Raw genomic sequence first — 21,788 nt, forward strand, 5'->3', positions numbered from 1 at the left:
GTTCTGCCGGCGGTGCCGGAGTCTGGTTCAAGCTGTGGGAACCACATCAGTGGCTGCCCGGGATGGAGACCCGAGAGGGTCTCACCTGCCCTTGAGCTTGCCCAGAAGCTTGCGGGCTTTGGCGCGATCTCCGCCGGTGAGGACCTGGTCCTCGGCAACGCGACGCTTACGGGCCGAGGACTTGCCCTCGAACTTGTGCTGGTTGTTCACGCCTTCACGCATGATCTTGCCAGTACCCGTCACACGCATGCGCTTCTTGGCGCTGCTGTTCGTCTTCTGCTTCGGCATCGAGCCGTTCTCCTTTGCATTTCGTTGTCGGTGGCGACCACCGGCAACTACTTCACACGCTGAAACCGTTCAGGCTCCAGCGAATCGGTACTTACTTCTCACGCGTCGGGCGCTGCTTGTTTCTCTGCAGCGACGCGATCGCGTCGGGACTTCACCTCGGCGACGTTGCCCTTGGCATCAGATGATGCCTTGCGGGCCTCGGCCTTGGCGTCGGACTTTGACTTATGTGGGGCAATGACCATCACCATGTTGCGTCCGTCGACCCGTGGTGAGGATTCGACGGTGCCCAGTTCCGACACATCTTCGGCCAGGCGGTTGAGCAGCTTGATGCCCATTTCGGGGCGAGACTGTTCACGACCGCGGAACATGATCATGACTTTGACCTTGTCGCCACCGGACAGGAAGCGGGTCACATGCCCCTTCTTCGTCTCGTAGTCGTGTTCATCGATCTTGAGACGGAAGCGGATCTCTTTCAGCGCAGTGTTCGCCTGGTTCTTGCGGGCTTCTCTGGCCTTCTGAGCAGATTCGTATTTGAATTTCCCGTAGTCCATGAGTTTGGCGACGGGAGGCTTCGCCTGCGGTGCAACCTCGACCAAGTCGAGATCTGCCTCGCGAGCGAGGTCGAGTGCCTTGCGAATGGCAACGATACCGACCTGTTCACCGTTGGGTCCGACCAACCGGACCTCGGGAACCCGAATCCGGTCATTGATGCGCGTCTCGCTGATGTGTTCACTCCTTTTTAGCTCAAATGATGTCGTGGCAATAGAAAAGGCTCCCATTGACCACATGCCAAGGGAGCCTGCACACACATCAGAGCACGGTATTGAAACCGCAGCACTTCAAGTGAATACACCTCGATCTGAAATCTTCTGCCTCAGGCTTGCACCTGGACTGTCGATCATCAGATCATTGGACCCGATCGCTCTACGCGATCAAGGTGGGAGTCAGACCCCGCTTCGCACCACGACTTAGTGTACTACGCTTCATGACTCTTCGCACATCGAGGCCGAACGTGCAATCGACGCGTCGTTCATATGTCAGGCTAGTCCCATGAGTTCTGAAAATTCTGTACCCGCCGAGGCGGTTGCCGATGTCACGCGTGACATCGCCGAAGTACCAGCCATCGAGGTCATCACATCAGCAGCCGTGCACTTGATGTCCGCTGCCGCCGTCAAATGCGGACTGGCCGAAGACTCCCCCGAGGCTCCCGCAGCAGAGCTGCAGGACCTGGACGAGGCACGCAAGCTCATCACTGCGCTGGCCGGCCTGGTCACCGGCGCCGCCACCGTCATCGGCGACCACCATGCTCGCCCTCTGCGCGACGGCCTGCGCAGCCTCCAGCTGGCCTTCCGCGAAGCCTCGGCGATTCAGGATGAGCCAGGACAGGGTCCCGGCGAGAAGTACACAGGCCCTGTTCGCTGAGACACCCCACCGTGCGTGCCGACTCTTTCGTCGTGCGCCATGGCCCCAAGATATCCGCTGCGGCTCCCGACCACTGGTCGGGGGCCGCTTCTGTCATGTCAGTGCCGGGTGAGACCATCGTCCTATGTCTCCCGTAGAATTGCCGTACGTGAGTGCCAAGGAGTTGCAGGACTACTTCGGCACCACGTTCTACGAGCGCGGACGCAGCTACGCCAACAAGGGCATGGTCGGGCAGGCACGTTGGGACCCCGAGGACAATACTCTGCGGGCAGACGTCGCAGGCAGCGCGGCACAGGATTACACCAGCATCGTGCGGCTGAAGCGACACAGTCCCACGGCGAAATCATTCACCGTGCTCTCCTCGCAGTGCACATGCCCCGTGGGCGGAGACTGCAAACATGTGGTGGCTGCGCTCATGGCGGCATCGGTTCGGCAGGTGGCTCCATTCGGTTCGACGGCACTGCACGACCCGGACCAACGCAGTTCCCCCGACCCTCCCAGCTGGCAGACTGCCCGCAGCAGAACAGCTTCCCGCAGTGGGACGTCGTCACCTCGGCGTGCGGAGTCGGATTGGAAGTCGATCCTCTCCGGTTTCTCCTCCGACCGCGTCGATGCATCGGTGTGGGCCTCTGGCCCCGGCGGCACCCTGGCTGGGACTGCACCGACGCGGCTTGCGCTCGGCTTCGAGATCTCCGAACTGCGGCGCACTCGCTTCGGGAACTTCGAAGTGCACCCGATCACGCGCACGAAGCTGACCGGTTACACCGACCTCGTCGTCACTCTGCGTCCTCTGATGGAGGGGGCACGCCGCAACTGGATCAAGGGCAACGTGTCCTGGTCCAACATCGCCAACAACTCCACCACCCGCGCCTATGCGCGCGGTCAGGCGGCATGGTTCGCTCAGCTGTACGGGCTCTCTGCCATCAACTCGAATCGCCTTGTGACCAATGAGGACACTGTGGTCCTTGACTGGTTCGCCTCACCCTTGCTGTGGCATCTCTTCGATCAGGCGAGGACTTTGGGCATCGAACTTGTCGGCACCCGCCGCGAGCTCACGGTCCGCCTGGCTGACGAGGCCACCACGGAATGCGATGTGGTCGCGACGCCACAGGGGCTCGAGGTTCGCTCCCTGATCACCGTTGACGAAGAACCGTTCGACCAAGGGCTCAGCGGGCCGATCGACGATCATGGCTTCTACGGAATCTCGACCGCGGCAGGACTCGCCCTCGTCCTGGCACCTGCAGAGAAGACCACCGACCATGCGGTCGTTGAGATGCTGCGTCGTTGGGAACCGGTCACCATCTCGAAGGACCAGATGGATGACTTCTTCACAGGCTTCTATCCCAAGCTCGCCTATGCCACCACCGTCATCTCCTCTGACGATTCGGTGACCCTGCCCGTGCTCGTCCCTCCCGACCTCGCGCTCACCGTCACCTACGGAGATCATGGTGCACATCTGACGTGGGAGTGGCACTACCATCACCCGACTCATACGTTCCCGATCCGCCGAGGTTTAGCACCAGACCGCGACCGCAGCATTGAACACGAAGACACCGTGCTCGCGAATCTCAGCTCCACGGTTGCGGCAATCCCAGTCCCACTGACCCTCCCCAGTGCGTTGGGTCATGCAGGCACCGTGGACCTCGACGGTCTGCAGACGGCTGTCTTCGTCGACAAGCTCCTGCCCACCCTGAGCGACATCGACCATCTCGAGGTCCATGAGGTCGGCGATCGCCCGGACTATCGGGAAGTCACCGAAGCACCGTTGGTGTCGATGTCGACCGACGAGGCCGAAGACAGCGACTGGTTCGACATTCGCTTCCACATCATGATTGCCGGACAGAAGGTTCGCTTCGCCGACCTGTTCGTCGCCCTCGCACAGGGGGCAGAGATGATAGTCCTGCCCGATGGCGCGTACTTCTCCCTCGACGGGCCCTTCTTCGACAAGTTTCGTCGCATGCTCGCTGAATCGGATGTCATTGCGGATTGGCAGCCGGACTCACCTCGCCTCTCGCGCTATCACATGGATCTGTGGGCCGAATTCGACGAACTCGTCGACGACTCCACAGCGGCGGCCTCATGGCGACGTTCGGTCGAAGCGCTCAGCCACCTCGGCGAGATTCCGTCTCTCGACGTGCCGGAGGGAATCGAGGCCACACTGCGGCCCTACCAACAGGAAGGGTTCAGCTGGCTGGCCGCACTGTGGTCCAGCGGACTCGGCGGCATCCTGGCCGACGATATGGGTTTGGGTAAAACTCTGCAGGCACTGAGCCTGTTCACTCATATCAAGAACACGACGGCGAATGCCTCCCCCATTCTCGTCGTCGCACCCACATCGGTGATGTCGACGTGGCGTGCGGAGGCCGAGAAGTTCGCACCTGGTCTGCGAGTCACCACTATCTCGGCCACAGAGAAGAAGCGGAAGACCGCCTTGGCCTTGGAGATCGAGGATGCCGACCTCGTCATCACCTCCTATGCGATTCTGCGCCTCGACGCACAGGCCTTCCGATCGATCCAATGGGACACCTTCGTCCTCGACGAGGCGCAGTTCGTCAAGAACCGGACGGCCAAGGTCCACACTGCGGCGAAGGGAATCCAGGCGCGATTCCGCCTGGCCATCACGGGCACACCGATGGAGAACTCGCTGACCGACCTGTGGTCGCTGTACTCGATCACCTCACCGGGACTGCTGCCGGGCATCGAGAAGTTCCGTCGCGAGATCGTCTTACCCATCGAATCGGGCGAAAGTCCGGAGGGCATGGCGCTGCTGCGGCGGCGGATCAGACCGTTCATGAAACGGCGGAACAAGGAACTGGTCGCGGCCGACCTGCCGCCGAAGCAGGAACAGATCCTCAGCGTCGAACTCAGCTCCAAGCACCGGGACCTGTACAACACGATCCTGCAGAAGGAGAGGAAGAAACTTCTCGGCCTCATCAACGATATGGATCGCAACCGCTTCGCGATCTTCCGGTCGCTGACTCTTCTGCGGATGCTGGCCATCGATCCATATCTCATCGATGAGAAGTATGAATCGATCGGCTCGAGCAAACTCAGTGCGCTCTTCTCTCACCTCGATGACATCGTCGCCGAGGGCCACCGCACCATCATCTTCAGCCAATTCACCTCGTTCCTGTCTCGAGTCGGCGAGCAGCTTGAACATCGCAATATCAACTACTGCTACCTCGACGGTTCCACTCGCAACCGCGGAGCAGTCATAGGGGACTTCAGGACCGGAGACTCACCTGTCTTCCTGATCAGCCTCAAGGCCGGCGGATTCGGGCTGACACTGACGGAGGCCGATTATGTCTTCCTCCTCGACCCCTGGTGGAACCCTGCGGTCGAGGCCCAAGCAGTTGACCGCGCACACCGGATCGGACAGACGAAGAACGTCATGGTCTATCGGATGGTCGCTGAGAAGACTATTGAGGAGAAGGTGCTGGCATTGCAGGAAAGGAAGGCGCAGCTCTTCGACTCCCTGGTCAATGAGGGTGAGGGCTTCTCCTCGAAGATCACGGTTGAGGACATCCGCGGACTCCTCGACGGGTGAACTAGTTCACTTCACCCCACTCCTTGCGCTGTGTCAGTGCCCGAGCGCCGACACGAGCCCCTGCATCAGCTCGTCTTCGACTGACTCGACCCCTCGACCGAACTGCCCAAAGCGCAGAGCATTGATGAGACCGACGATCGCTGACCAGACGGTCACAGAGGCCATGATCACCCGATCATCGGGTTCCAGACCCAGTTCTTGCAGTCCTTCACGCAGCGCGTCCAAAGTGTGAGCCGGAGGCAACTGAGAACGCGAGGTCTGCACGGAAGGCTCTGCGAGCAGATTTGTCAGCGACACCATGATCCTCGTCCCCGGCACCACGGTCTCATCCCGCGGCGCCTGGTAATCCGGGATGGGCGTGCCGTAGATGAGCGCCCACCGGTTGGGGTGTGTTCGCGACCACGCCAGCATCGTCACGCCGACGGTGAGGACTGACTTGTCGTGCTCGAGGGCGTCGTCCACCTCGTTCGCGATCGAAGTGAACGCATCGCGGATGAGTATGGTCAGCAGCTCGTCACGGTTCTTCACGTAGCGATAGATGGCGCTTGAGACGATTCCAAGCTCCCGGGCGATCGCCCGCAGCGACACTCCCTCGAGCCCATCGGCATCGAGCATGCGGTTCCCGATCCGGGTGATCTGCGCTTCAGTCTCCAGCCGGGCCCGCTGGCGCGGAGTCGAGTTCGTCATGCCACAAGCCTAGAACGAGAGAGCAAAGATAACAATAGTGAGCATTGCTCTTGAATTACGATCGCCATCGGCCTAGCCTGTTTTCAGAGAGCAGTGCTCTCGTCAATCGGAGTCTCGACGGTTCTTGCGACTTCAGACCATCACTACATTTCGACGATTCGAAGGAACACCATCATGAAATCAGCACTCGTCATCGGCTACGGACAGATCGGCAGAGAAGTCGCGTCCCAACTTTCGGCAGCGGGCGTTCACACGTCGGTCGCAACCCGTTCGGCCCCATCTCCTGCCACGGCTGAGGTTGCAGCAGGCAATGTGGATACCGCACCGGCCTCGGCATCAGCAGCTGATGGAATCACGACTGCCGCTCTGAGACCTCCTGAGTCTGCCTCTCTTCCGCATGCCGATCCTCCTCCCGCCGAGATCGCTCGTGTGCGCGCAGACGCAGCCGATCCTGCTCAGCTGCTCGAGGCCGCTGCGGGTACAGATATCATCTTCGCCTGTGTCCATGCTCCCTATGACAGTCGAGTGTGGGCGCAGGTTCTACCGCAGCTGGAAAAGACCATCATGGATGTCGGCGCGAAGCTGAGCATTCCGGTCATCTTCCCCGAATCTGTCTACGCCTTCGCCGGCCTCACCACTCCGGTGACGGGGTCCTCTCCGTTTGCACCGGTGGAAGAGAAGGGCCGGATCAGACAGCAGCTGATGGAAGCTCGATCCGCACATGGAGCCCGCACAGCCAGCGTCATCGCCGGTGACCTGATCGGAGAAACCGCTCAGTCAGCCTCCTCTGTGGTCAAAATGTGCATTTCGGACAGAATCAGTCAGAGCCACAGGGCAATCGTGCCGGCCCGTACCGATGTGCCGCATGGCATCACGGTGATTGCCGATCTCGGCGCCGCAATGATCAGCGCGGCCAGGTCAGTGGAGGCCGACACCGCAGGCAGCCATCGGATGCTCCTAGCACCTGCATCGAATCCGACCCTGGCCGACATAACCGAGTTCACATACAGCTACCTGGGCACGACAGCGCGCAAACCGATTGCTCTGCCCCGCTGGACGACACGAGTCGCGGGCCTAGTCGAACGCTCCATGTTCGAACTCCACCAGCTTTCACCCATCTGGTATCAGCCAAACATCATCGAGACAGGAGAACTCGCGGAACAAGTCGGCACAACCCGCTGGCAGGACGGCGTCATCGCCATGCTGCAGTGAGCTCGGACATGCCCGGCACGCTGTTGTCTAGCTAGCTCAGCACTGTCTAGCTGGCTCGGCGCTGTCTAACTCAGCGCTGTCTAGCTCAGTAGATGCAGACGAATGGCCAGTGAGTCGATCTTCTGCACCAATTCCTCATCCGCTGCGATCGTTTCCTGGAAGTGCTGCAACTCGGATTCCGAAACCTCGGACTCCACGCCGAGGGTGATGCCCAGTTCAGGTCCCCCGACATTGACCTGCCTGCTCCCCGGGCTCAGTGACAGGCGAGTCAGCCAGGAGAAGGACTCGGCGATGGCCGCGAGACGTCGTCCCACCTCGGCGTCGGCCCAGGATGGCGTCCAACCCTGTCCGTGGACGAATGCGAACATCGCGGGTCGACGCAGCAGGAACGAGGTCGGCGCTCCAGGGTCGAGGACGACGAGCTGCGAATCGGCCTCGATCGCGCCGAGAACGAGTCTCTCCGCTTCGATCGGGACGGGCCGAGCGTCCGAATGCCATGCCGTCAATGGCGGGATTGAGCAGAACCCGGGTGTGCATTCCCGGCCGTCATCGGCCTGCAGCCGGACCATGGCCATCTCCGAAGAGTTGTCGACCATCAGCCCGTTTTCTCCGACCTCTTGGTCGAGTGCCATGGGTACGATCGGCGCATACAGCCGTGCCTCCGACAGCACGGAGAGTACGTTGCTGTGCAGCTGCGGATCCAGCGGATCCCTGCCCACCTGATGCAGGGCTTCCAGAAGGCCGGCATCGGCTTCTCCGGAATCGCCCGAGAACGGGTTAGGCCGCAGATCACGGCCGGACCAGGATTGGCCGGCAGAGTCGGAGCGATCAGCCGAGTCCGAAATCACTGCTTCAGCCTCCAGCGACTTCGAGTGCTTCTTCCAGAGTGAACTTTCCAGCGTACAGGGCCTTGCCCACGATGGCCGAGTCCACACCGAAGGGGACCAGTTCGCGTAGGTTGCGCAGGTCGTCGAGGCTGGAGACCCCGCCAGAGGCCACGATCGGCTTGTCGGTCTTCTCTGCCATCGACTTCAGCAGTTCCACGTTGGGTCCCTGCAGAGTGCCGTCCTTACGGACGTCGGTGACGACGTAGCGGGCGCAGCCGGCCTTCTCCAGGGTCGAGAGAACTTCGTAGAGGTCTCCCCCGTCCTGGGTCCAACCGCGGGCGGCGAGGGTGGTGCCACGGACGTCGAGCCCGATGGCGACCTGATCACCGAAGCGCGAGATCATGTCGGCGGTCCATTCCGGGTTCTCCAACGCCGCAGTCCCGATGTTCACTCGCTCTGCACCCGTGTCGAGTGCTCGTTCGAGGCTCTCGGTGTCGCGGATGCCTCCGGAGAGTTCGACCTTGATGCCGACGGCTTTGACGACCTGGTTGAGCAGATCCGAGTTCGATCCCCGCCCGAATGCAGCGTCGAGGTCGACGAGGTGTATCCACTCGGCTCCCCGACTTTCGAAGTCATGAGCCGCGTCGATGGGTGAGCCGTAATCCGTTTCGGTTCCGGCTTCACCCTGGACGAGACGGACGGCTTTGCCATCGGCGACGTCTACGGCGGGCAGGAGGACGAGCTTGTTGGGGGTTTGAGTCATTGTGACCTTTCTCTAGAGGCTGTGGAGACTGAGTTGGACGAACTGGAACGGGTATGACTGGAGGAACTGGAGCTGACGTGTAGGGGCAATGCTAGTGGCGTGCGCGACCGGTGTTCGGGAAGGAGCCGACCCAGTTACGCAGCAGACGCGCTCCCGCATCGGATGACTTCTCGGGGTGGAACTGGGCGGCCCAGGTGGTGCCGTCCTCGACTGCCGCGATGAAGTTGCCACCGTGAGTGGCCGTGGTCACCAGTGTGTTCGCCGGCGCTTCGGTCGCAGCATAGGAATGGACGAAGTAGAAACGCTCTTCGGCAACGCCGTCGAACATCACTGAGTTCGTCGGTGCGCTGACCTGTGACCACCCCATGTGCGGCACGATGGGGGCATCGAGTGCTGTCACTGCGCCGGGCCAGAGACCAATACCCTCCGTCTTCTGCCCGTGTTCTTCTCCGCCGGCGAAGAAGACCTGGAGACCGACGCAGATGCCCAGCAGAGGACGGCGATTTTCGTGCCAGGAGCGGATCAGGTCAACCCCGCCGACTCGCTTCAGCCCGGCCATCACGGCCGAATAGGCACCGACCCCGGGGACGAGCAGACCGTCTGCGGCATCGATGACAGCGCGGTCGGCAGTCAGCACGACCTCTGCACCAGCAGCGGCGACAGCGCGCACGGCCGAACGCACGTTGCCTGCGCCATAGTCTAAGACAGCGACCGTGCTCATTGCTTGGCACCCCTGTTCAGGACTCTGTAGATGCGCCACAGGGAGAATCCGAGGACGATCGCACCAAAGACGGCGACGACCCAGGCCATGGTGTTTCCGCTCAGACCGATGGTGATTCCGAAGGCGGTGATGAGCCCCGCGAGGACCGCCACGACGATCCACAGCAGCGCGGTCCGAGCCACGGCCGCCCGGCCTGGAGACATTGTGGCGGCGCTGGCCTGCAGTTTAGTCATGGAGGAGGTGGGAATGCTGCCTTCAACTTCGTCGGCAGACACGATCTCGAGCAGGAGCTGCTCAAGAACGTCCGGAAGGTTCTTCAGGGCCAGGCCGGCCGGCACATCCGATTCGCGGGCTCCGTGCCGGAAGTGTCCGGCGTCGATCTGTTCCTCACTGCGGGCCAACAGCAGGACCTCATGTTTGCCGGAGAGTTTCGAGATCGCCGCGGCCGCCTCGTTGCCTGCCTGAACATCAGTATCGGCCAAGACGATTCCGGTGAAGTCGCCGATGGGGACGATGGTTCCCTTGATGTTCGACAGCACGCAGGCAGCAGCCAGCTGCTCAGCGACTCCGAAAGGAGTCACGATGACGGTGGTGCTCACAGGACTCCCTTCGTGCTGGGTACCGAGTTATTGCGTTCATCGAGTTCGATAGCCTCACGCAGGGCGCGGGCGAAGGCTTTGAATTCAGCTTCGGCAATGTGGTGCGGGTCGCGGCCGCGCAGCAGGTCGAGGTGCACGGTGAGACCGGCATGGAATGCAATCGACTCCAGAGAGTGTGAGGTCATCGATCCCGTAAAGTGACCGCCGATGAGGTGGTACTGCTGGCCTTCCGGCTCACCTTCGTGCACGAAGTAGGGGCGACCGGCCACGTCGACGACGCAGCGAGCCAGCGCCTCGTCGAGTGGCACAGCGGCAAGCCCGTAGCGACGGATGCCGGTCTTGTCGCCCAACGCCTCACTCAGCGCTTGACCCAGCACGATGGAAGTGTCCTCGACCGTGTGGTGAACGTCGATATGTGTATCGCCCTCGGCCTTGATCTCCATGTCGATGAGAGAGTGCTTCGACAGCGCCGTGAGCATGTGGTCGAAGAAGGGAACACTGGTCGAGATATCGGACTGGCCGGTTCCGTCGAGGTCGATGGATACGGTGACCGCAGATTCCGAGGTCGTGCGGGAGCGTTGTGCCTGCCTCATGAAGGGCCTTTCGTAGGAAGGGTGGGTGCCGCCTGAGGACCATTGTCCTCTGATTTAAGTGATGTGGTGTGCCTCAGTGTGCGCATGCCATGGAATGCGTCTCAGCCCGTTGTCAGCAGAATGCCGGGGGGCTCGGCCAGGATCTCGTCGACCGCTGTGAGGAAAGCGTCGGTCTCTTCCTCGGTGCCTGCATTGACGCGAGCATGGTTGGTGATGCCGATGTCGCGGATCAGTATTCCTCGATCCAGCAGCTTCTGCCACAGCTCATGTGGTGAGGAGATGTTGCCGAACAGGACGAAGTTCGAATCACTGGGGTAGACGGTGAATCCGACGTTGCTCAGATGTGCCGAGATTCGATCGCGCGAGTCGATGAGTCGGTCGACGTTCTCCAGGAGAAGATCAGCATGTTCCAGCGCAGTGCAGGCGAGGACCTGGGTGATTTCCGAGAGATGGTACGGCAGGCGAACCAGGCGCATGACGTCAATGAGCTCCGGGGCCGCGATGGCGTAGCCCAGGCGCAGACCTGCACAGGCGAATGCCTTGCTCATCGTGCGGGACACGACCAGACGAGGGCGCCCGGCCAGGAGGGTCATCGCCGAGGCTCGTGCAGGCCTGGAGAATTCGGCGTAGGCCTCATCGACGATGACGATGCCCGAACAGTTGTCGTATGCGGCTTCGATGACGTCGAGACCGATCGAGGTGCCTGTCGGGTTGTTCGGTGTGCACAGGAAGACGATGTCGGGATCGGTTGCCGCAACTTCGGCGCCGACGGTTTCAGCATCAAGGGTGAAATCATCGTTGCGTGCTGACGACTGCCAGGTGGCACCGGTGCCGGTGGTGATCAGCGGGTGCATGGAGTAGCTGGGAGTGAATCCGAGGACCGTGCGACCCGGTCCTCCGAATGCCTGCACGACATGGGAGAGGACCTCGTTCGATCCGTTGGCCGCCCAGATCATGTTGGGGCTGAGGCCAACCGTGTGACCGGATCGGTCATTGACTCCGTGCAGGTAGGTCACCAGATGTTCGCGCAGTTCCTCGAACTCTCGGTCAGGGTAGCGGTTGAGTCCAGCGAAGTGCCCGTCGACCGCCGAGCGCATGCTCTCTACGACGGCGTCCGGGATCGGATAGGCGTTCTCGTTGACGTTCAGCTGCACCGGAACATCAAGGTGCGGAGCCCCGTAGGGCTTGAGGCCGACTAGGTCCGAACGTACTGGCAAAGACTCGTTATTTCCCACCGCATCAGTCTAGCGTTGGGGCACATCCAGGGTCTGACCCGGGTGCACCACAGGCGTGGCCAGATGGTTGATGTCGACGATGTCAGACACCACATCGCGAGTGTCTCGGTCGAGCCCGAGATCTACAGCCACAGCCCACAGCGACTCACCTTCGCCGACGACGACCGCGTCGGCGTCGATGCCGATGTCGGTGCTCTCGGCTTCTGCTCCGGCCGCGGCCGAGAACGACTGCGTGGCGACGAAGAATGCTCCGCCGACGATGACGAGAGCGCACACCATGGTCCGAAGCAGGCGCATCGCCTGGCGTCCACGAGTGGTGAAACGCAGTTCCTGGTTCTGTGCAGACATCGCTTAACCTCTTTCCTTCGTACGATTCCACCCGTAATAGGTAGAACGTCTGTTCTATTCAACATGCCAATCGAACATATGTCCAGTCCAACTCGAACATTTATGCGACAATGAGAGGGAACCAGCGTTGTTGATTGATCTGAAAGAACCATCTCAGGCGGCACTGACACGAGAATTCTCGACGTGAGGATCAAGCGGTGAGGCCAGCGAGAATAGAACGAAGGGGAACGAGCAATGGTTCAGAACAAACGAGGAAGAGGCCGTCCTCGTAATGAGGACGTCGCCAGCGAAATCGCGGCCGCCCGCCACGATGACGAAGACGTCTCGATTCCGGAAGGCTCCACTGGCGAGGGCGACTTCCGTCTGACCCCACGCCAGCGCCTGGTCCTCGAGACCATCGAACGTGCAGTCGTCACCAACGGCTATCCACCGAGCATGCGCGAGATCGGCAAAGCCGCCGGACTCGCCTCACTCTCCAGCGTGGCCCACCAACTCTCGCAGCTCGAACGCCTCGGCTATGTCCGCCGAGACCCGAAGCGCCCGCGTGCCATCGAAGTGGTCAATCCCTTCGAAGAGGAAGAGGCAGAGCGGGCTAAGTACGAAGAGCTGGCCAACAATACCGTCCAGGTTCCAGTGGTGGGTCGCATTGCCGCCGGTGGTCCGATCCTGGCCGAGCAGGAAGTCGATGACGTCTTCTCTCTGCCGACTCAGGTCGTCGGTTCCGGTGACATGTTCCTGCTCAAGGTTGTCGGTGATTCGATGATCGAAGCCGCCATCTGCCACGACGACTGGGTGGTCGTGCGCAAACAGCACACGGCTGACAACGGTCAGATCGTGGCTGCGTTGCTCGACGGTGAAGCAACGGTGAAGACCCTCAAGCGCAAGGCAGGCCACCAGTGGCTGCTCCCCCAGAACAAGGACTACGAACCCATCGATGGCACCTATGCCCAGATCATGGGTCTCGTCGTAACGGTCATTCGCCGCCTTTGACACAGCCGGCCAGGCCCCTGCCCTCGTCGGTCTGACAACCGCTCAGGCTCCACTAGCTGTGCCCCCGACCGATATCGGTCGGGGGCACAGTGCGTTTCAGTCTCCGGTCATTTCTCGGTGGCGGCCAGACGTCCCAGGCTGCTCTTCACGAGTGCCGAATCGGTCGTCGGCCACATCGATGGCATCGAGTTCACCAAGTAGCCGCCGTAGCGGGCCGAGCGCAGGCGTGAGTCGAGGACAGCCACGATTCCCCTGTCCGATGTCGACCGAATGAGGCGGCCCGCGCCCTGTGCCAGGCGCAGTGCGGCATGAGTGGCGCTGACGGCCATGAACCCGTTGACTCCCCGATCATCGGCATCTCTCGACCTGGCCTGCATCAGCGGGTCATCGGGGCGTGGGAACGGAAGCCGGTCGATGATGACGAGACGATTGGTCCGGCCCGGCACGTCCACTCCCTGCCACAGCGACATGGTGCCGAAGAGGCAGGCTTGGTCATCTGCGGTGAATTGAGAGACCAGCGACGGCAGCCCGTCATCACCTTGGAGCAGGATCGGGAAGCCCAATTTCGCCCGCAGGTGTTCGGCTGCGGCATTCGCGGCCGCGCGTGAGGAGAAGAGTCCCAGTGCACCGCCCTGGGACGCGGTGACCAGTTCCTCCAACTCGTCCAGAGCCTGTTCGCTCAGGCCGCTGCGGCCCGGACGCGGAAGGTGGGCTGCGACGTAGAGGATGCTCTGCTTGCCGTAGTCGAAGGGTGATCCGACATCGAGGCTGTCCCATTTGGGGGCGTCGGGGCCGAAGAGTCCCAATGACGCTGCGACCGCGTCGAAGTTACCACCCAGCGACAGAGTCGCCGAGGTGGCCACCACCGTCGATTCTTCGAAGATCCCTGACCTCATGGTCCCGGCAACGCTGAGCGGCGCGACGACGAGGTTCGTGGTCTCCCGTTCGCGGAAGGTGCTTCTCGACAACCACACGACATCGTTCTTGCCCGGTGCACAGAAGCGCTCGGCGAGTTCGAAGATCTCCTGGCACCGGGCCTTGGCCATCTGCCGACCGGCGTCGGACTCTTCGGTTTTGCCGCCGATGTCATTGATGATCTGTCGCGTGGAGTCACGAATCTGGGCCAACGCGAGGGACAGTGCCTCGCTCATATTCATGATCAGGCCCTCGGCGACTCCGCTCTGGGCACGTTCGAGTGCTGCGGCGGCCGAGTCGAGCAGCGCGACGACACCGTCCTGCACGATCGTGTGCTTGCGCACGGAACTAGTGGCGGCCGCGAGCATGCTGGTATTGATCTGACCAGACAGTGCGTTGGTGACCCGGTCCTTCAATTCGTGGGCCTCGTCGATGATGATGACATCATGTTCGGGCAGCACCGTGTTCTCACCGAAGGCGTCGATGGCCAACAGGGCATGGTTGGTCACGACGATGTCAGCCTCGGCGGCATTGTTGCGGGCCAGCTCCGCGAAGCATTCCGTGTACAGGGGACAGTTCGAGCCGAGGCAGTCGAAGGCGTTGACTGAAACCTCTGACCACGCCCTGTCGCTGACACCAGGCAGAAGATCATCGCGATCCCCGCTGTCAGTGGTCTTCTCCCACGTACGGATCCGCTGAATCTCCTCACCCAGACCCGACCGGTCGTTGGCCTTGCGACCGGCCTCCGCATCGGCACCGAGGTCGAAGAGCATCCCTTCGCCCTCATCGGGATACCCGCCGGAGAGCTTGTGCTTGCACACATAGTTGCGTCGGCCTTTGAGCAGGGCCGCGCGTGGCAGCGGGTCGAGAGTCTTCTTCACCGACTTGAACAGGCGCGGCAGGTCACGGTGGATGATCTGTGTCTGCAGAGCCAAGGTGGCCGTGGACACGATGACGCGCTTGCCTGTTCGACTGGAGTACTCGGCCGCAGGAACCAGGTACGCCAACGACTTTCCTGTGCCGGTTCCGGCCTGAACCAGAAGGTGGATGCCCTTGTCTACCGACGAGGCAACCGCCTCGGCCATCTCCGTCTGTCCGTGTCTGGGCGAGCCGCCGATGGCACCTACGGCGGACTCGAGCAGATCTTCGACCTTACTCACTTGCCGATGACCAGGTCCGGACGTCGGAAGTCTGCGAGCTCCGCTGCCAGGTCTGCCGGAACCTTCGCCTGCATGGCGGTTCCCTCGGCACCGTGTTCTTCGTGTTCGACCGTGCCCAGTGCATAGATCTTCGACACGAGGTCGCCGCGCTCATAGGGGATGAGCACTGTGACGTCAATATTCGGCGAGGGCAGCATCGCCTCGATTCTTTCGACGAGCTCGGCGATTCCCTCCTTGGTCACAGCGGAGACGAAGCAGGCATCCGGGTACTCCGCGTGGAGTCCGGTCACCACTGCTTCATCGGCAAGGTCGGCCTTGTTGAAGACCAGGAGTTCGGGGATATCTCCGGTCTCGACGTCTTTGAGCACGTCCCGGACGGCATGGATCTGTCCATGCGGATCCGGGTGCGAGGCATCGACGATGTGAAGGATCAGATCCGAGTCGGAGGCCTCTTCCAATGTCGACCGAAATGCTTCGACCAACTGGTGTGGAAGGTTTCGGACGAAGCCGACAGTGTCCGTGTAGGTGAATGTGATGCCCTCCGCGGTCCGGGACTGTCGCACAGTCGGATCCAGGGTGGCGAAGAGCGCATTCTGCACCATCACCTCGGCGTCGGTGAGCTGGTTGAGCAGGGAGGACTTGCCGGCGTTGGTGTAGCCGACGATCGCCACCGACGGGATGTGGTTGCGTGCGCGGTTCTTCCGCTTCGTCAACCGTGAGGGTGCCATCCCTTCGATCTGTCGGCGCAGCTTCGACATTCTGGCCCTGATTCGACGGCGGTCGAGTTCGATCTTCGTCTCACCGGGACCGCGGGAACCGATTCCAGCACCGCCGGCAACCTGGCCACCCGCCTGACGCGACAGTGACTCGCCCCAGCCGCGTAGGCGTGGGAGCAGGTATTCGAGCTGAGCCAGTTCGACCTGGGCCTTGCCCTCGCGGGACTTAGCATGCTGGGCGAAGATGTCGAGGATGAGGGCAACGCGGTCGATGACCTTGACCTTGATTACGTCTTCGAGTCCGCGGCGTTGGCTGGGTGCGAGTTCGGAGTCGATGATCACGGTGTCAGCACCTTCGGAGGCAACGATCTCGGCCAGCTCGGCGGCTTTGCCCTTGCCGAGGTAGGTTCCAGGGTCCGGGGTCTCGCGGCGTTGGATGATGGCGTCGAGCACCTCGGATCCAGCGGTCTCTGCGAGTGCCGCGAGCTCCCTGATCGAGTTCTCGGCGTCAGCCTGCGTGGTGTTCCACAGTCCGGCGAGGACGACCTTCTCCAGGCGGACCTGGCGGTATTCGACCTCGGTGATGTCTTCGAGTTCGGTGGACAGGCCGGCGACCCGTTTGAGTGCCGCCCTCTCAGCCAGATCGAACTGCGAGGCGTCATCGACGTTTGATTCGTTGGTACCCAAGGCTTGGGCACCTCGTGCGAGAACGCGGTCGAGCATCGCGTCCCGACGCTCTTTGTCAGTGGACGTCATTCATTCCTTTGTTCGTTTCCACTCTTCGCGGCACTGCTGCCGTGCGGAGAGTTTCCTCTCAGAACAGAGAGGTGTCCATCAATTCTCCCACAGCCGTCTAGACTGTAACGGTGTCTGAGCACTATTTCACCGAATCGCCCAGCAGCGAAGCCAAAACACGCGAGCTGACCCTTGATCTCGCGGGCCGCGAGGTCACGGTCGAGACAGTTTCGGGGACGTTCTCCCCCACGCGTTTGGATCTGGGAACAGCGGTTCTGATACGCCATCTCCCGACACCGGAGCCCGGCGAGATCCTCGATCTGGGGTGCGGTTGGGGTCCCATTTCCTTGGACGCAGCGCTCAGTGCCAAGGACGCCGAGGTAGATGTTCGTGTGTGGGCGCTCGACGTCAATTCCCGGTCCCTTGATGCCACGCGCAAAAATGCGCAGCGTCATGGCCTGAGTTCGATTCGTCCCGTCACCGCTGATGAGATCCCGTCGGACATGCAGTTCAGTGCGATCCGTTCGAATCCGCCGATCAGGGTTGGCAAGGAGGCTCTGCATGAGCTGCTGACCACTTGGCTGCCACGCTTGGCTCCCGGCGGACGCGCCGATCTCGTCGTGTCGAAGAACCTCGGTGCGGATTCTCTGCAGAAGTGGCTCATCGAAGCTCTGGGACAAGGCTTCAGTGTCGTGCGCACCGGGTCGTCGAAGGGTTTCCGGGTCCTCACCGTCACCCGCGACTGATCGAACCGCAAACCGAACAAGCCGCAGGCTGGCTGAGGTCAACATCTGGTTGAGGTCAACATCTGGCTCAGGTCAGCTGCCGGCGAATGTCAGCTGATAGTGCCGCTGGCGACCAGAACAGCCGGTCCGGAGAGGGTGACGTTGCCGCGGGTGCCGTCTTCGTTCACAGTGATGCCGATGCGCAGCTGACCGCCGGGAACATCCACACGCCACTGCAGTGGAGAGGCAGGTCCTGCCCAGTGGTGGGCGGCAATGGCTGCGGCGCACGCTCCCGTACCGCAGGACCGGGTCTCTCCGACACCGCGTTCGAATACCCTCATGCGCAGGGCACCTTCTCCCCCGGCCACGTCGCTGCGTGCTGGTTCCATAACGATGTATTCGACGTTCGATCCTTGAGATGGAACCGGGTCGAGGATCGGTGCGTCGCGCAGTTCTGCGCTGTCGAGTTCAGCCAGCTCGGCGAGTGCGACCACCGTGTGAGGGTTGCCGGTCTCGACGCGCATGCCGGGGCGGGGAACTTCGATGCCCGAGGTCGTTACGAGAACGTGGTCACTGTCATCCAGAGACCATTCGCCCATGTCGATCATGTACCAGGCATCGCTCGCGGAGCCGGGAAGCCTCGGTCCTGCCGCGGCCGCTGTCTCGTCACCGGTCTGCTTGCCCAGTGCAGGGTTGAGGACCGTGCGGACGGTCTTGATGCCGTCTCGTGTGCCGACGAGGATCTCTCTGGCATCGGCTGGGACGCGACCAGTGGTCACCAGCACGTGGGCGAAGACGCGGACGCCGTTGCCGCACATTTCGGAGAGGCTGCCGTCGTGGTTGTAGTAGTCCATGAACCATTCGGCTCCGGCCTCGGCCTGCTCGAGAGCGCCGGGGATCCCGCTGCTTGCCGAGCGGACGATGCGGATGACACCGTCGCTGCCCAGACCCGAGCGACGATCGGCCAGGAGCGCGATCGTTTCAGGATGCATCTCAAGGGAACTGTCGTCGTCGGCTAAGAGGACGAAGTCGTTCTGCGTGCCGTGGCCCTTGATGAAGTCGGTGCCTGCGATATCGGCGAATGGTGACTGGGAGGAACTCATGAACTTATCCTATCGGTGAGCGATCCGCACTTGGCACAGTCGGCTTTCAGTTCTGGAGAATGGACTTCAGCTCTCGGGGTCTGTTGTGCCTGCAATGGTCTCGAGGGCGAGGGCAGCATTGGCCTCATGGTCGCCGGCGGTCGCGTCGATCCAGACGGTGCGCGGATCCCTGCGGAACCAGGTGTCCTGTCTGCGTGCGAATTGCCGGGTTCTGATGGTCGTCTGCTCCTGGGCTGTGTCTTGGTCGAGTTCGCCGCTCAGGTGCTGCTGGATCTGTGCATACCCGATGGCCCGCGATGCGGTTCTGCCTTCGGCCAGGCCACGCTCGAGGAGACTGCGGACTTCGTCGACCCACCCTTGTTCCCACATGATTTTCACTCGGGCAGCGATTCGTTCGTGCAGGGTGGCCCGCTCCACGCTCAGTCCTAGGTGGAGGGTCGGTTCGATGGCCTGGTAGTCGGGCAGCTGAGCGCTGAAGGGGCGTCCGGTCAGCTCGATGACTTCGAGGGCACGCACGATGCGTCGGGAGTCGTTTGGTGTGATCTTCTCCGCGGCGGCGGGGTCGACTTCCTGCAGGTGCCGGTGCCTGCCCCACCGGTCGGCGTCGACTTCAGATTCGATTCGTGCCCGCACCTCGGGGTCGGTGCCGGGGAATTCCATGCGGTCGGTCGCGGCTCGCACGTACAGTCCCGATCCGCCGACGAGGATGGGTCGTCTCCCCCGGGTGCGGATGTCTGCGATGGCCTCACGCGCCTGCCTTTGAAAGGTCTGTACGTTCGCTTCTTCACGCACGTCGAGGATGTCGATGAGGTGGTGGGTGATTCCTCGGCGCTCATTGACGGGCAGTTTGGCGGTGCCGATGTCCATGCCTCGGTAGAACTGCATGGAATCCGTATTGATGATCTCCCCGCCGAGGTGTTCAGCCAGGTTGAGTGCCAGGTCCGATTTTCCTGTGGCTGTGGCCCCGGCGATGGTGATGATGGGCTCTTCGGCCGTGCTCAAGGGTGGCTCATCTCAATACGTTCCGGTCCCGCACAACGAACGGACCTCGTGGACGTTCTCGTCGAAGACCGTGCTGAACGAATAGTCGGTTCCTTCGCGAAGAAGCATGTGTGCGGTTGCAGCGTCGAGGAGGTCGAGGTCGGCGTGCACGTCAGCACCCGCCGACGTCGCTGCGACTACTGCGTCGACATCACCGGCTGTGAGTGCATGTACGACACGGGCGTCTGCCTCCGCTGCGCCGGGCACTGGTGCCAGTGGAGCGTTTCCGGACGCAGCGACGGACAGGTCGATGGGAATCATCAGGTCATCTGTGCTGCCCAGCGTGCCGATTCGAACACCACAGGAATGAGCGTGGAGGAGCGCCACTGCTATGGCCGGATGCGCGGATTCACTGGCGGCACGCTCGGCAGGATTGAGCGCGGACACGGTCTCAACCCATTCCTCGCCTTCGAGCAGCTCATTCGTTCGGGTATCAATGCCACGATCGATGCCCAGCCCGCCGAGGCCGGCTACGGGAGGCAGCTCGCGCACCGGAAGCGCCCACTTCGTCTTGGTCTGCAGAATGGATTCGATGACAGTTCGTAAAGGTCCGATCTGCGCGGATTCTGCCAGGTCCACACCGTCTAAGAGGATCGGTGCGGCCGGGATGATCGCAAATTCGGGCATCTCAGCCGCGGGTGCGGATGGTCGGCATGCCCAGATTCGTGGATCCGGCACTTGTCTGTCCCGGCGCTGGGGCTCCACAGCTGTCCGCCTGTGCCCGGTCATAGGCATCGCCTGCTCGGGAGGGACGTACCGCGAAGCCGGAGTCGGCCAAGAGGAAGAATGGTTTGGCTTCGGTCACGGTGGCGGTGACGAAGTCGCCGGGACGCGGCATATCGATTCCGTCAGGGATCCCCACGTGGACGAGTCGGTTATCTGCCGCGCGGCCGGTGAGTCGTGGTGAGTCATCGTGTGGTCTGGTCGTGACGAGCACTTCGATCTCGCGGCCGACCTGTACCTTGTTCTCTTCCCAGGAGATCTCGTCCTGGAGCGCAGTCAGTCGTTCGAAGCGTTCCTGCACGATGTGCTTGGGTACCTGATCGTCCATCGTGGCGGCGGGAGTGCCGGGTCGTATCGAGTACTGGAAGGTGAAGGCCTGTGAGAAGCGGGCACGACGGACGATGTCCATGGTGCCGAGGAAGTCTTCTTCGGTCTCCCCTGGGAATCCGACGATGATGTCGGTGGTGATCGCTGCATGCGGGATCTTCTCGCGCACGGAGTCGAGGATGCGCATGAACCTGCTGGTGCGGTAGGACCGGCGCATGGATTTCAGAATCGAGTCGGAGCCGGACTGCAGCGGCATGTGCAGCTGCGGCATGACGGTCGGCGTCTCTGCCATGGCCTCGATGACGTCATCGGAGAACGAGGCAGGATGCGGGCTGGTGAAGCGCACACGTTCGATGCCCTCGACCTTGCCCACGGCGCGCAGCAGTTTCGCGAATGCTCCCTTGTCCCTGAATTCGGCACCATAGGAGTTCACGTTCTGGCCCAGAAGTGTGACTTCGACGACGCCGTCGGCCACGAGCGCTTCGACCTCGGCCAAGATGTCGCCGGGTCTGCGGTCCTTCTCCTTGCCGCGCAGGCTGGGGACGATGCAGAAAGTGCAGGAATTGTTGCATCCGACCGAAATCGAGACCCACCCGGAATGCTGTGATTCGCGGCGGCTGGGCAGAGTGGATGGGAAGACGTCGAGGCTCTCGAGGATCTCGACTTGGGCTTCCTGGTTGTGGCGTGCTCGTTCGAGCAGTGCCGGCAGCGATCCCATATTGTGGGTGCCGAAGACGACGTCGACCCAGGGGGCCTTCTTGACGATCGTGTCCCGATCCTTCTGTGCCATGCAGCCGCCGACTGCGATCTGGAAATCAGGGTTGCGTTCCTTGATGTGCGCCAACTGACCCAGGTTTCCGTAGAGACGGTTGTCCGCGTTCTCGCGGACCGCGCAGGTGTTAAAGACGATGACGTCGGCTTGGTCATCGGTGTCTGCGGGAACATAGCCCGCATCATCGAGAAGTCCGGACAGCCGTTCGGAATCGTGGACATTCATCTGGCAGCCGTAGGTCTTCACCTCGTAGCTGCGCGGTGATTTCTCGGTGGAGGTGGGTGCATCAATCAGTTCAGTCATGGCGAAACTATTCTAGCTGTTGTCTGTCATCGGCGA

21 protein-coding genes are annotated in these 21,788 nt (G+C 61.9%); 5 read left to right on the forward strand and 16 right to left on the reverse strand.

Features of this window, described 5'->3' with window-relative positions; genetic code table 11:
• Positions 1-81 precede the first annotated feature (81 nt).
• Positions 82-288: a 50S ribosomal protein L35 gene (gene rpmI, locus INT29_RS13215; RefSeq protein ID WP_009885053.1), complete on the reverse strand. Its 207-nt coding sequence runs from the start codon at positions 286-288 to the stop codon at positions 82-84.
• Between the two features lie 98 nt (positions 289-386).
• Positions 387-1,067: a translation initiation factor IF-3 gene (gene infC, locus INT29_RS13220; RefSeq protein ID WP_081448649.1), complete on the reverse strand. Its 681-nt coding sequence runs from the start codon at positions 1,065-1,067 to the stop codon at positions 387-389.
• A 271-nt stretch (positions 1,068-1,338) separates the two neighbouring features.
• Between infC and INT29_RS13225 the strand changes: the two genes are divergently transcribed.
• Positions 1,339-1,710 (forward strand): DUF1844 domain-containing protein, encoded by a 372-nt coding sequence (locus tag INT29_RS13225; RefSeq protein ID WP_009885055.1) that lies wholly within the window; start codon positions 1,339-1,341, stop codon positions 1,708-1,710.
• 148 nt (positions 1,711-1,858) lie between these two features.
• Positions 1,859-5,257: an SNF2-related protein gene (locus INT29_RS13230; protein ID WP_193071927.1), complete on the forward strand. Its 3,399-nt coding sequence runs from the start codon at positions 1,859-1,861 to the stop codon at positions 5,255-5,257.
• A 33-nt stretch (positions 5,258-5,290) separates the two neighbouring features.
• Here INT29_RS13230 and INT29_RS13235 read toward each other — a convergent pair whose 3' ends face one another.
• On the reverse strand, positions 5,291-5,944 hold the full coding sequence (locus tag INT29_RS13235; RefSeq protein ID WP_193071928.1) for a TetR/AcrR family transcriptional regulator: 654 nt from the start codon (positions 5,942-5,944) through the stop codon (positions 5,291-5,293).
• Positions 5,945-6,118: 174 nt separating this feature from the next.
• Here INT29_RS13235 and INT29_RS13240 point away from each other — a divergent pair, with 174 nt between their 5' ends.
• Entirely contained in the window at positions 6,119-7,156 is a 1,038-nt protein-coding gene (locus INT29_RS13240; RefSeq protein WP_193071929.1) for a hypothetical protein, read from the forward strand.
• Between the two features lie 80 nt (positions 7,157-7,236).
• On the opposite strand, the gene INT29_RS13245 is transcribed toward INT29_RS13240, so the two are convergent.
• The 7 genes from INT29_RS13245 to INT29_RS13275 form a co-directional block, all read right to left on the reverse strand.
• A complete protein-coding gene (locus INT29_RS13245; RefSeq protein ID WP_101571073.1) occupies positions 7,237-8,004 on the reverse strand; it encodes an SseB family protein in 768 nt (255 codons plus the stop codon).
• A 4-nt stretch (positions 8,005-8,008) separates the two neighbouring features.
• Positions 8,009-8,746, reverse strand: a complete 738-nt coding sequence (priA, locus tag INT29_RS13250; protein ID WP_101571075.1) for a bifunctional 1-(5-phosphoribosyl)-5-((5-phosphoribosylamino)methylideneamino)imidazole-4-carboxamide isomerase/phosphoribosylanthranilate isomerase PriA — start codon at positions 8,744-8,746, stop codon at positions 8,009-8,011.
• Between the two features lie 91 nt (positions 8,747-8,837).
• The gene (hisH, locus tag INT29_RS13255; RefSeq protein WP_193071930.1) at positions 8,838-9,467 is read right to left on the reverse strand and encodes an imidazole glycerol phosphate synthase subunit HisH; all 630 of its coding nucleotides are present in this window, start codon (positions 9,465-9,467) and stop codon (positions 8,838-8,840) included.
• Positions 9,464-10,066, reverse strand: coding sequence for a hypothetical protein (locus INT29_RS13260; protein WP_193071931.1), 603 nt, complete (start codon positions 10,064-10,066; stop codon positions 9,464-9,466). The genes hisH and INT29_RS13260 overlap by 4 nt, the downstream gene beginning before the upstream one ends.
• Complete coding sequence (gene hisB, locus INT29_RS13265) at positions 10,063-10,659, reverse strand: imidazoleglycerol-phosphate dehydratase HisB (protein ID WP_193071932.1); 597 nt, start codon at positions 10,657-10,659, stop codon at positions 10,063-10,065. Before hisB ends, INT29_RS13260 begins: the two co-directional genes overlap by 4 nt.
• A 101-nt stretch (positions 10,660-10,760) precedes the next feature.
• Positions 10,761-11,894, reverse strand: coding sequence for a histidinol-phosphate transaminase (locus INT29_RS13270; RefSeq protein ID WP_193071933.1), 1,134 nt, complete (start codon positions 11,892-11,894; stop codon positions 10,761-10,763).
• A 9-nt stretch (positions 11,895-11,903) separates the two neighbouring features.
• Positions 11,904-12,242, reverse strand: a complete 339-nt coding sequence (locus INT29_RS13275; RefSeq protein WP_101571085.1) for a LysM peptidoglycan-binding domain-containing protein — start codon at positions 12,240-12,242, stop codon at positions 11,904-11,906.
• Between the two features lie 234 nt (positions 12,243-12,476).
• On the opposite strand from INT29_RS13275, the gene lexA reads away from it, so the two are divergent.
• On the forward strand, positions 12,477-13,232 hold the full coding sequence (lexA, locus tag INT29_RS13280; protein WP_101571087.1) for a transcriptional repressor LexA: 756 nt from the start codon (positions 12,477-12,479) through the stop codon (positions 13,230-13,232).
• A 107-nt stretch (positions 13,233-13,339) separates the two neighbouring features.
• On the opposite strand, the gene INT29_RS13285 is transcribed toward lexA, so the two are convergent.
• Together INT29_RS13285 and hflX are read right to left on the reverse strand one after the other, a co-directional pair.
• On the reverse strand, positions 13,340-15,307 hold the full coding sequence (locus tag INT29_RS13285; protein WP_193071934.1) for an ATP-dependent DNA helicase: 1,968 nt from the start codon (positions 15,305-15,307) through the stop codon (positions 13,340-13,342).
• On the reverse strand, positions 15,304-16,779 hold the full coding sequence (hflX, locus tag INT29_RS13290; RefSeq protein ID WP_193071935.1) for a GTPase HflX: 1,476 nt from the start codon (positions 16,777-16,779) through the stop codon (positions 15,304-15,306). The genes INT29_RS13285 and hflX overlap by 4 nt, the downstream gene beginning before the upstream one ends.
• A 110-nt stretch (positions 16,780-16,889) precedes the next feature.
• Here hflX and INT29_RS13295 point away from each other — a divergent pair, with 110 nt between their 5' ends.
• Complete coding sequence (locus INT29_RS13295; RefSeq protein WP_193071936.1) at positions 16,890-17,504, forward strand: class I SAM-dependent methyltransferase; 615 nt, start codon at positions 16,890-16,892, stop codon at positions 17,502-17,504.
• Between the two features lie 89 nt (positions 17,505-17,593).
• On the opposite strand, the gene dapF is transcribed toward INT29_RS13295, so the two are convergent.
• The 4 genes from dapF to miaB form a co-directional block, all read right to left on the reverse strand.
• On the reverse strand, positions 17,594-18,586 hold the full coding sequence (gene dapF, locus INT29_RS13300; protein ID WP_193071937.1) for a diaminopimelate epimerase: 993 nt from the start codon (positions 18,584-18,586) through the stop codon (positions 17,594-17,596).
• Between the two features lie 66 nt (positions 18,587-18,652).
• Complete coding sequence (miaA, locus tag INT29_RS13305) at positions 18,653-19,588, reverse strand: tRNA (adenosine(37)-N6)-dimethylallyltransferase MiaA (RefSeq protein WP_193071938.1); 936 nt, start codon at positions 19,586-19,588, stop codon at positions 18,653-18,655.
• A gap of 12 nt (positions 19,589-19,600) precedes the next feature.
• Positions 19,601-20,254, reverse strand: a complete 654-nt coding sequence (locus INT29_RS13310) for a hypothetical protein (protein ID WP_193071939.1) — start codon at positions 20,252-20,254, stop codon at positions 19,601-19,603.
• 1 nt (position 20,255) lies between these two features.
• Positions 20,256-21,752 carry a tRNA (N6-isopentenyl adenosine(37)-C2)-methylthiotransferase MiaB gene (gene miaB / locus INT29_RS13315; protein WP_101571100.1) on the reverse strand — a complete coding sequence of 499 codons (1,497 nt, stop codon included), beginning with the start codon at positions 21,750-21,752 and terminating at the stop codon, positions 20,256-20,258.
• Positions 21,753-21,788: the final 36 nt, after the last annotated feature.

Origin of the sequence: Brevibacterium sp. FME37 (assembly GCF_014897485.1) — a bacterium.
GTDB lineage: Bacteria > Actinomycetota > Actinomycetes > Actinomycetales > Brevibacteriaceae > Brevibacterium.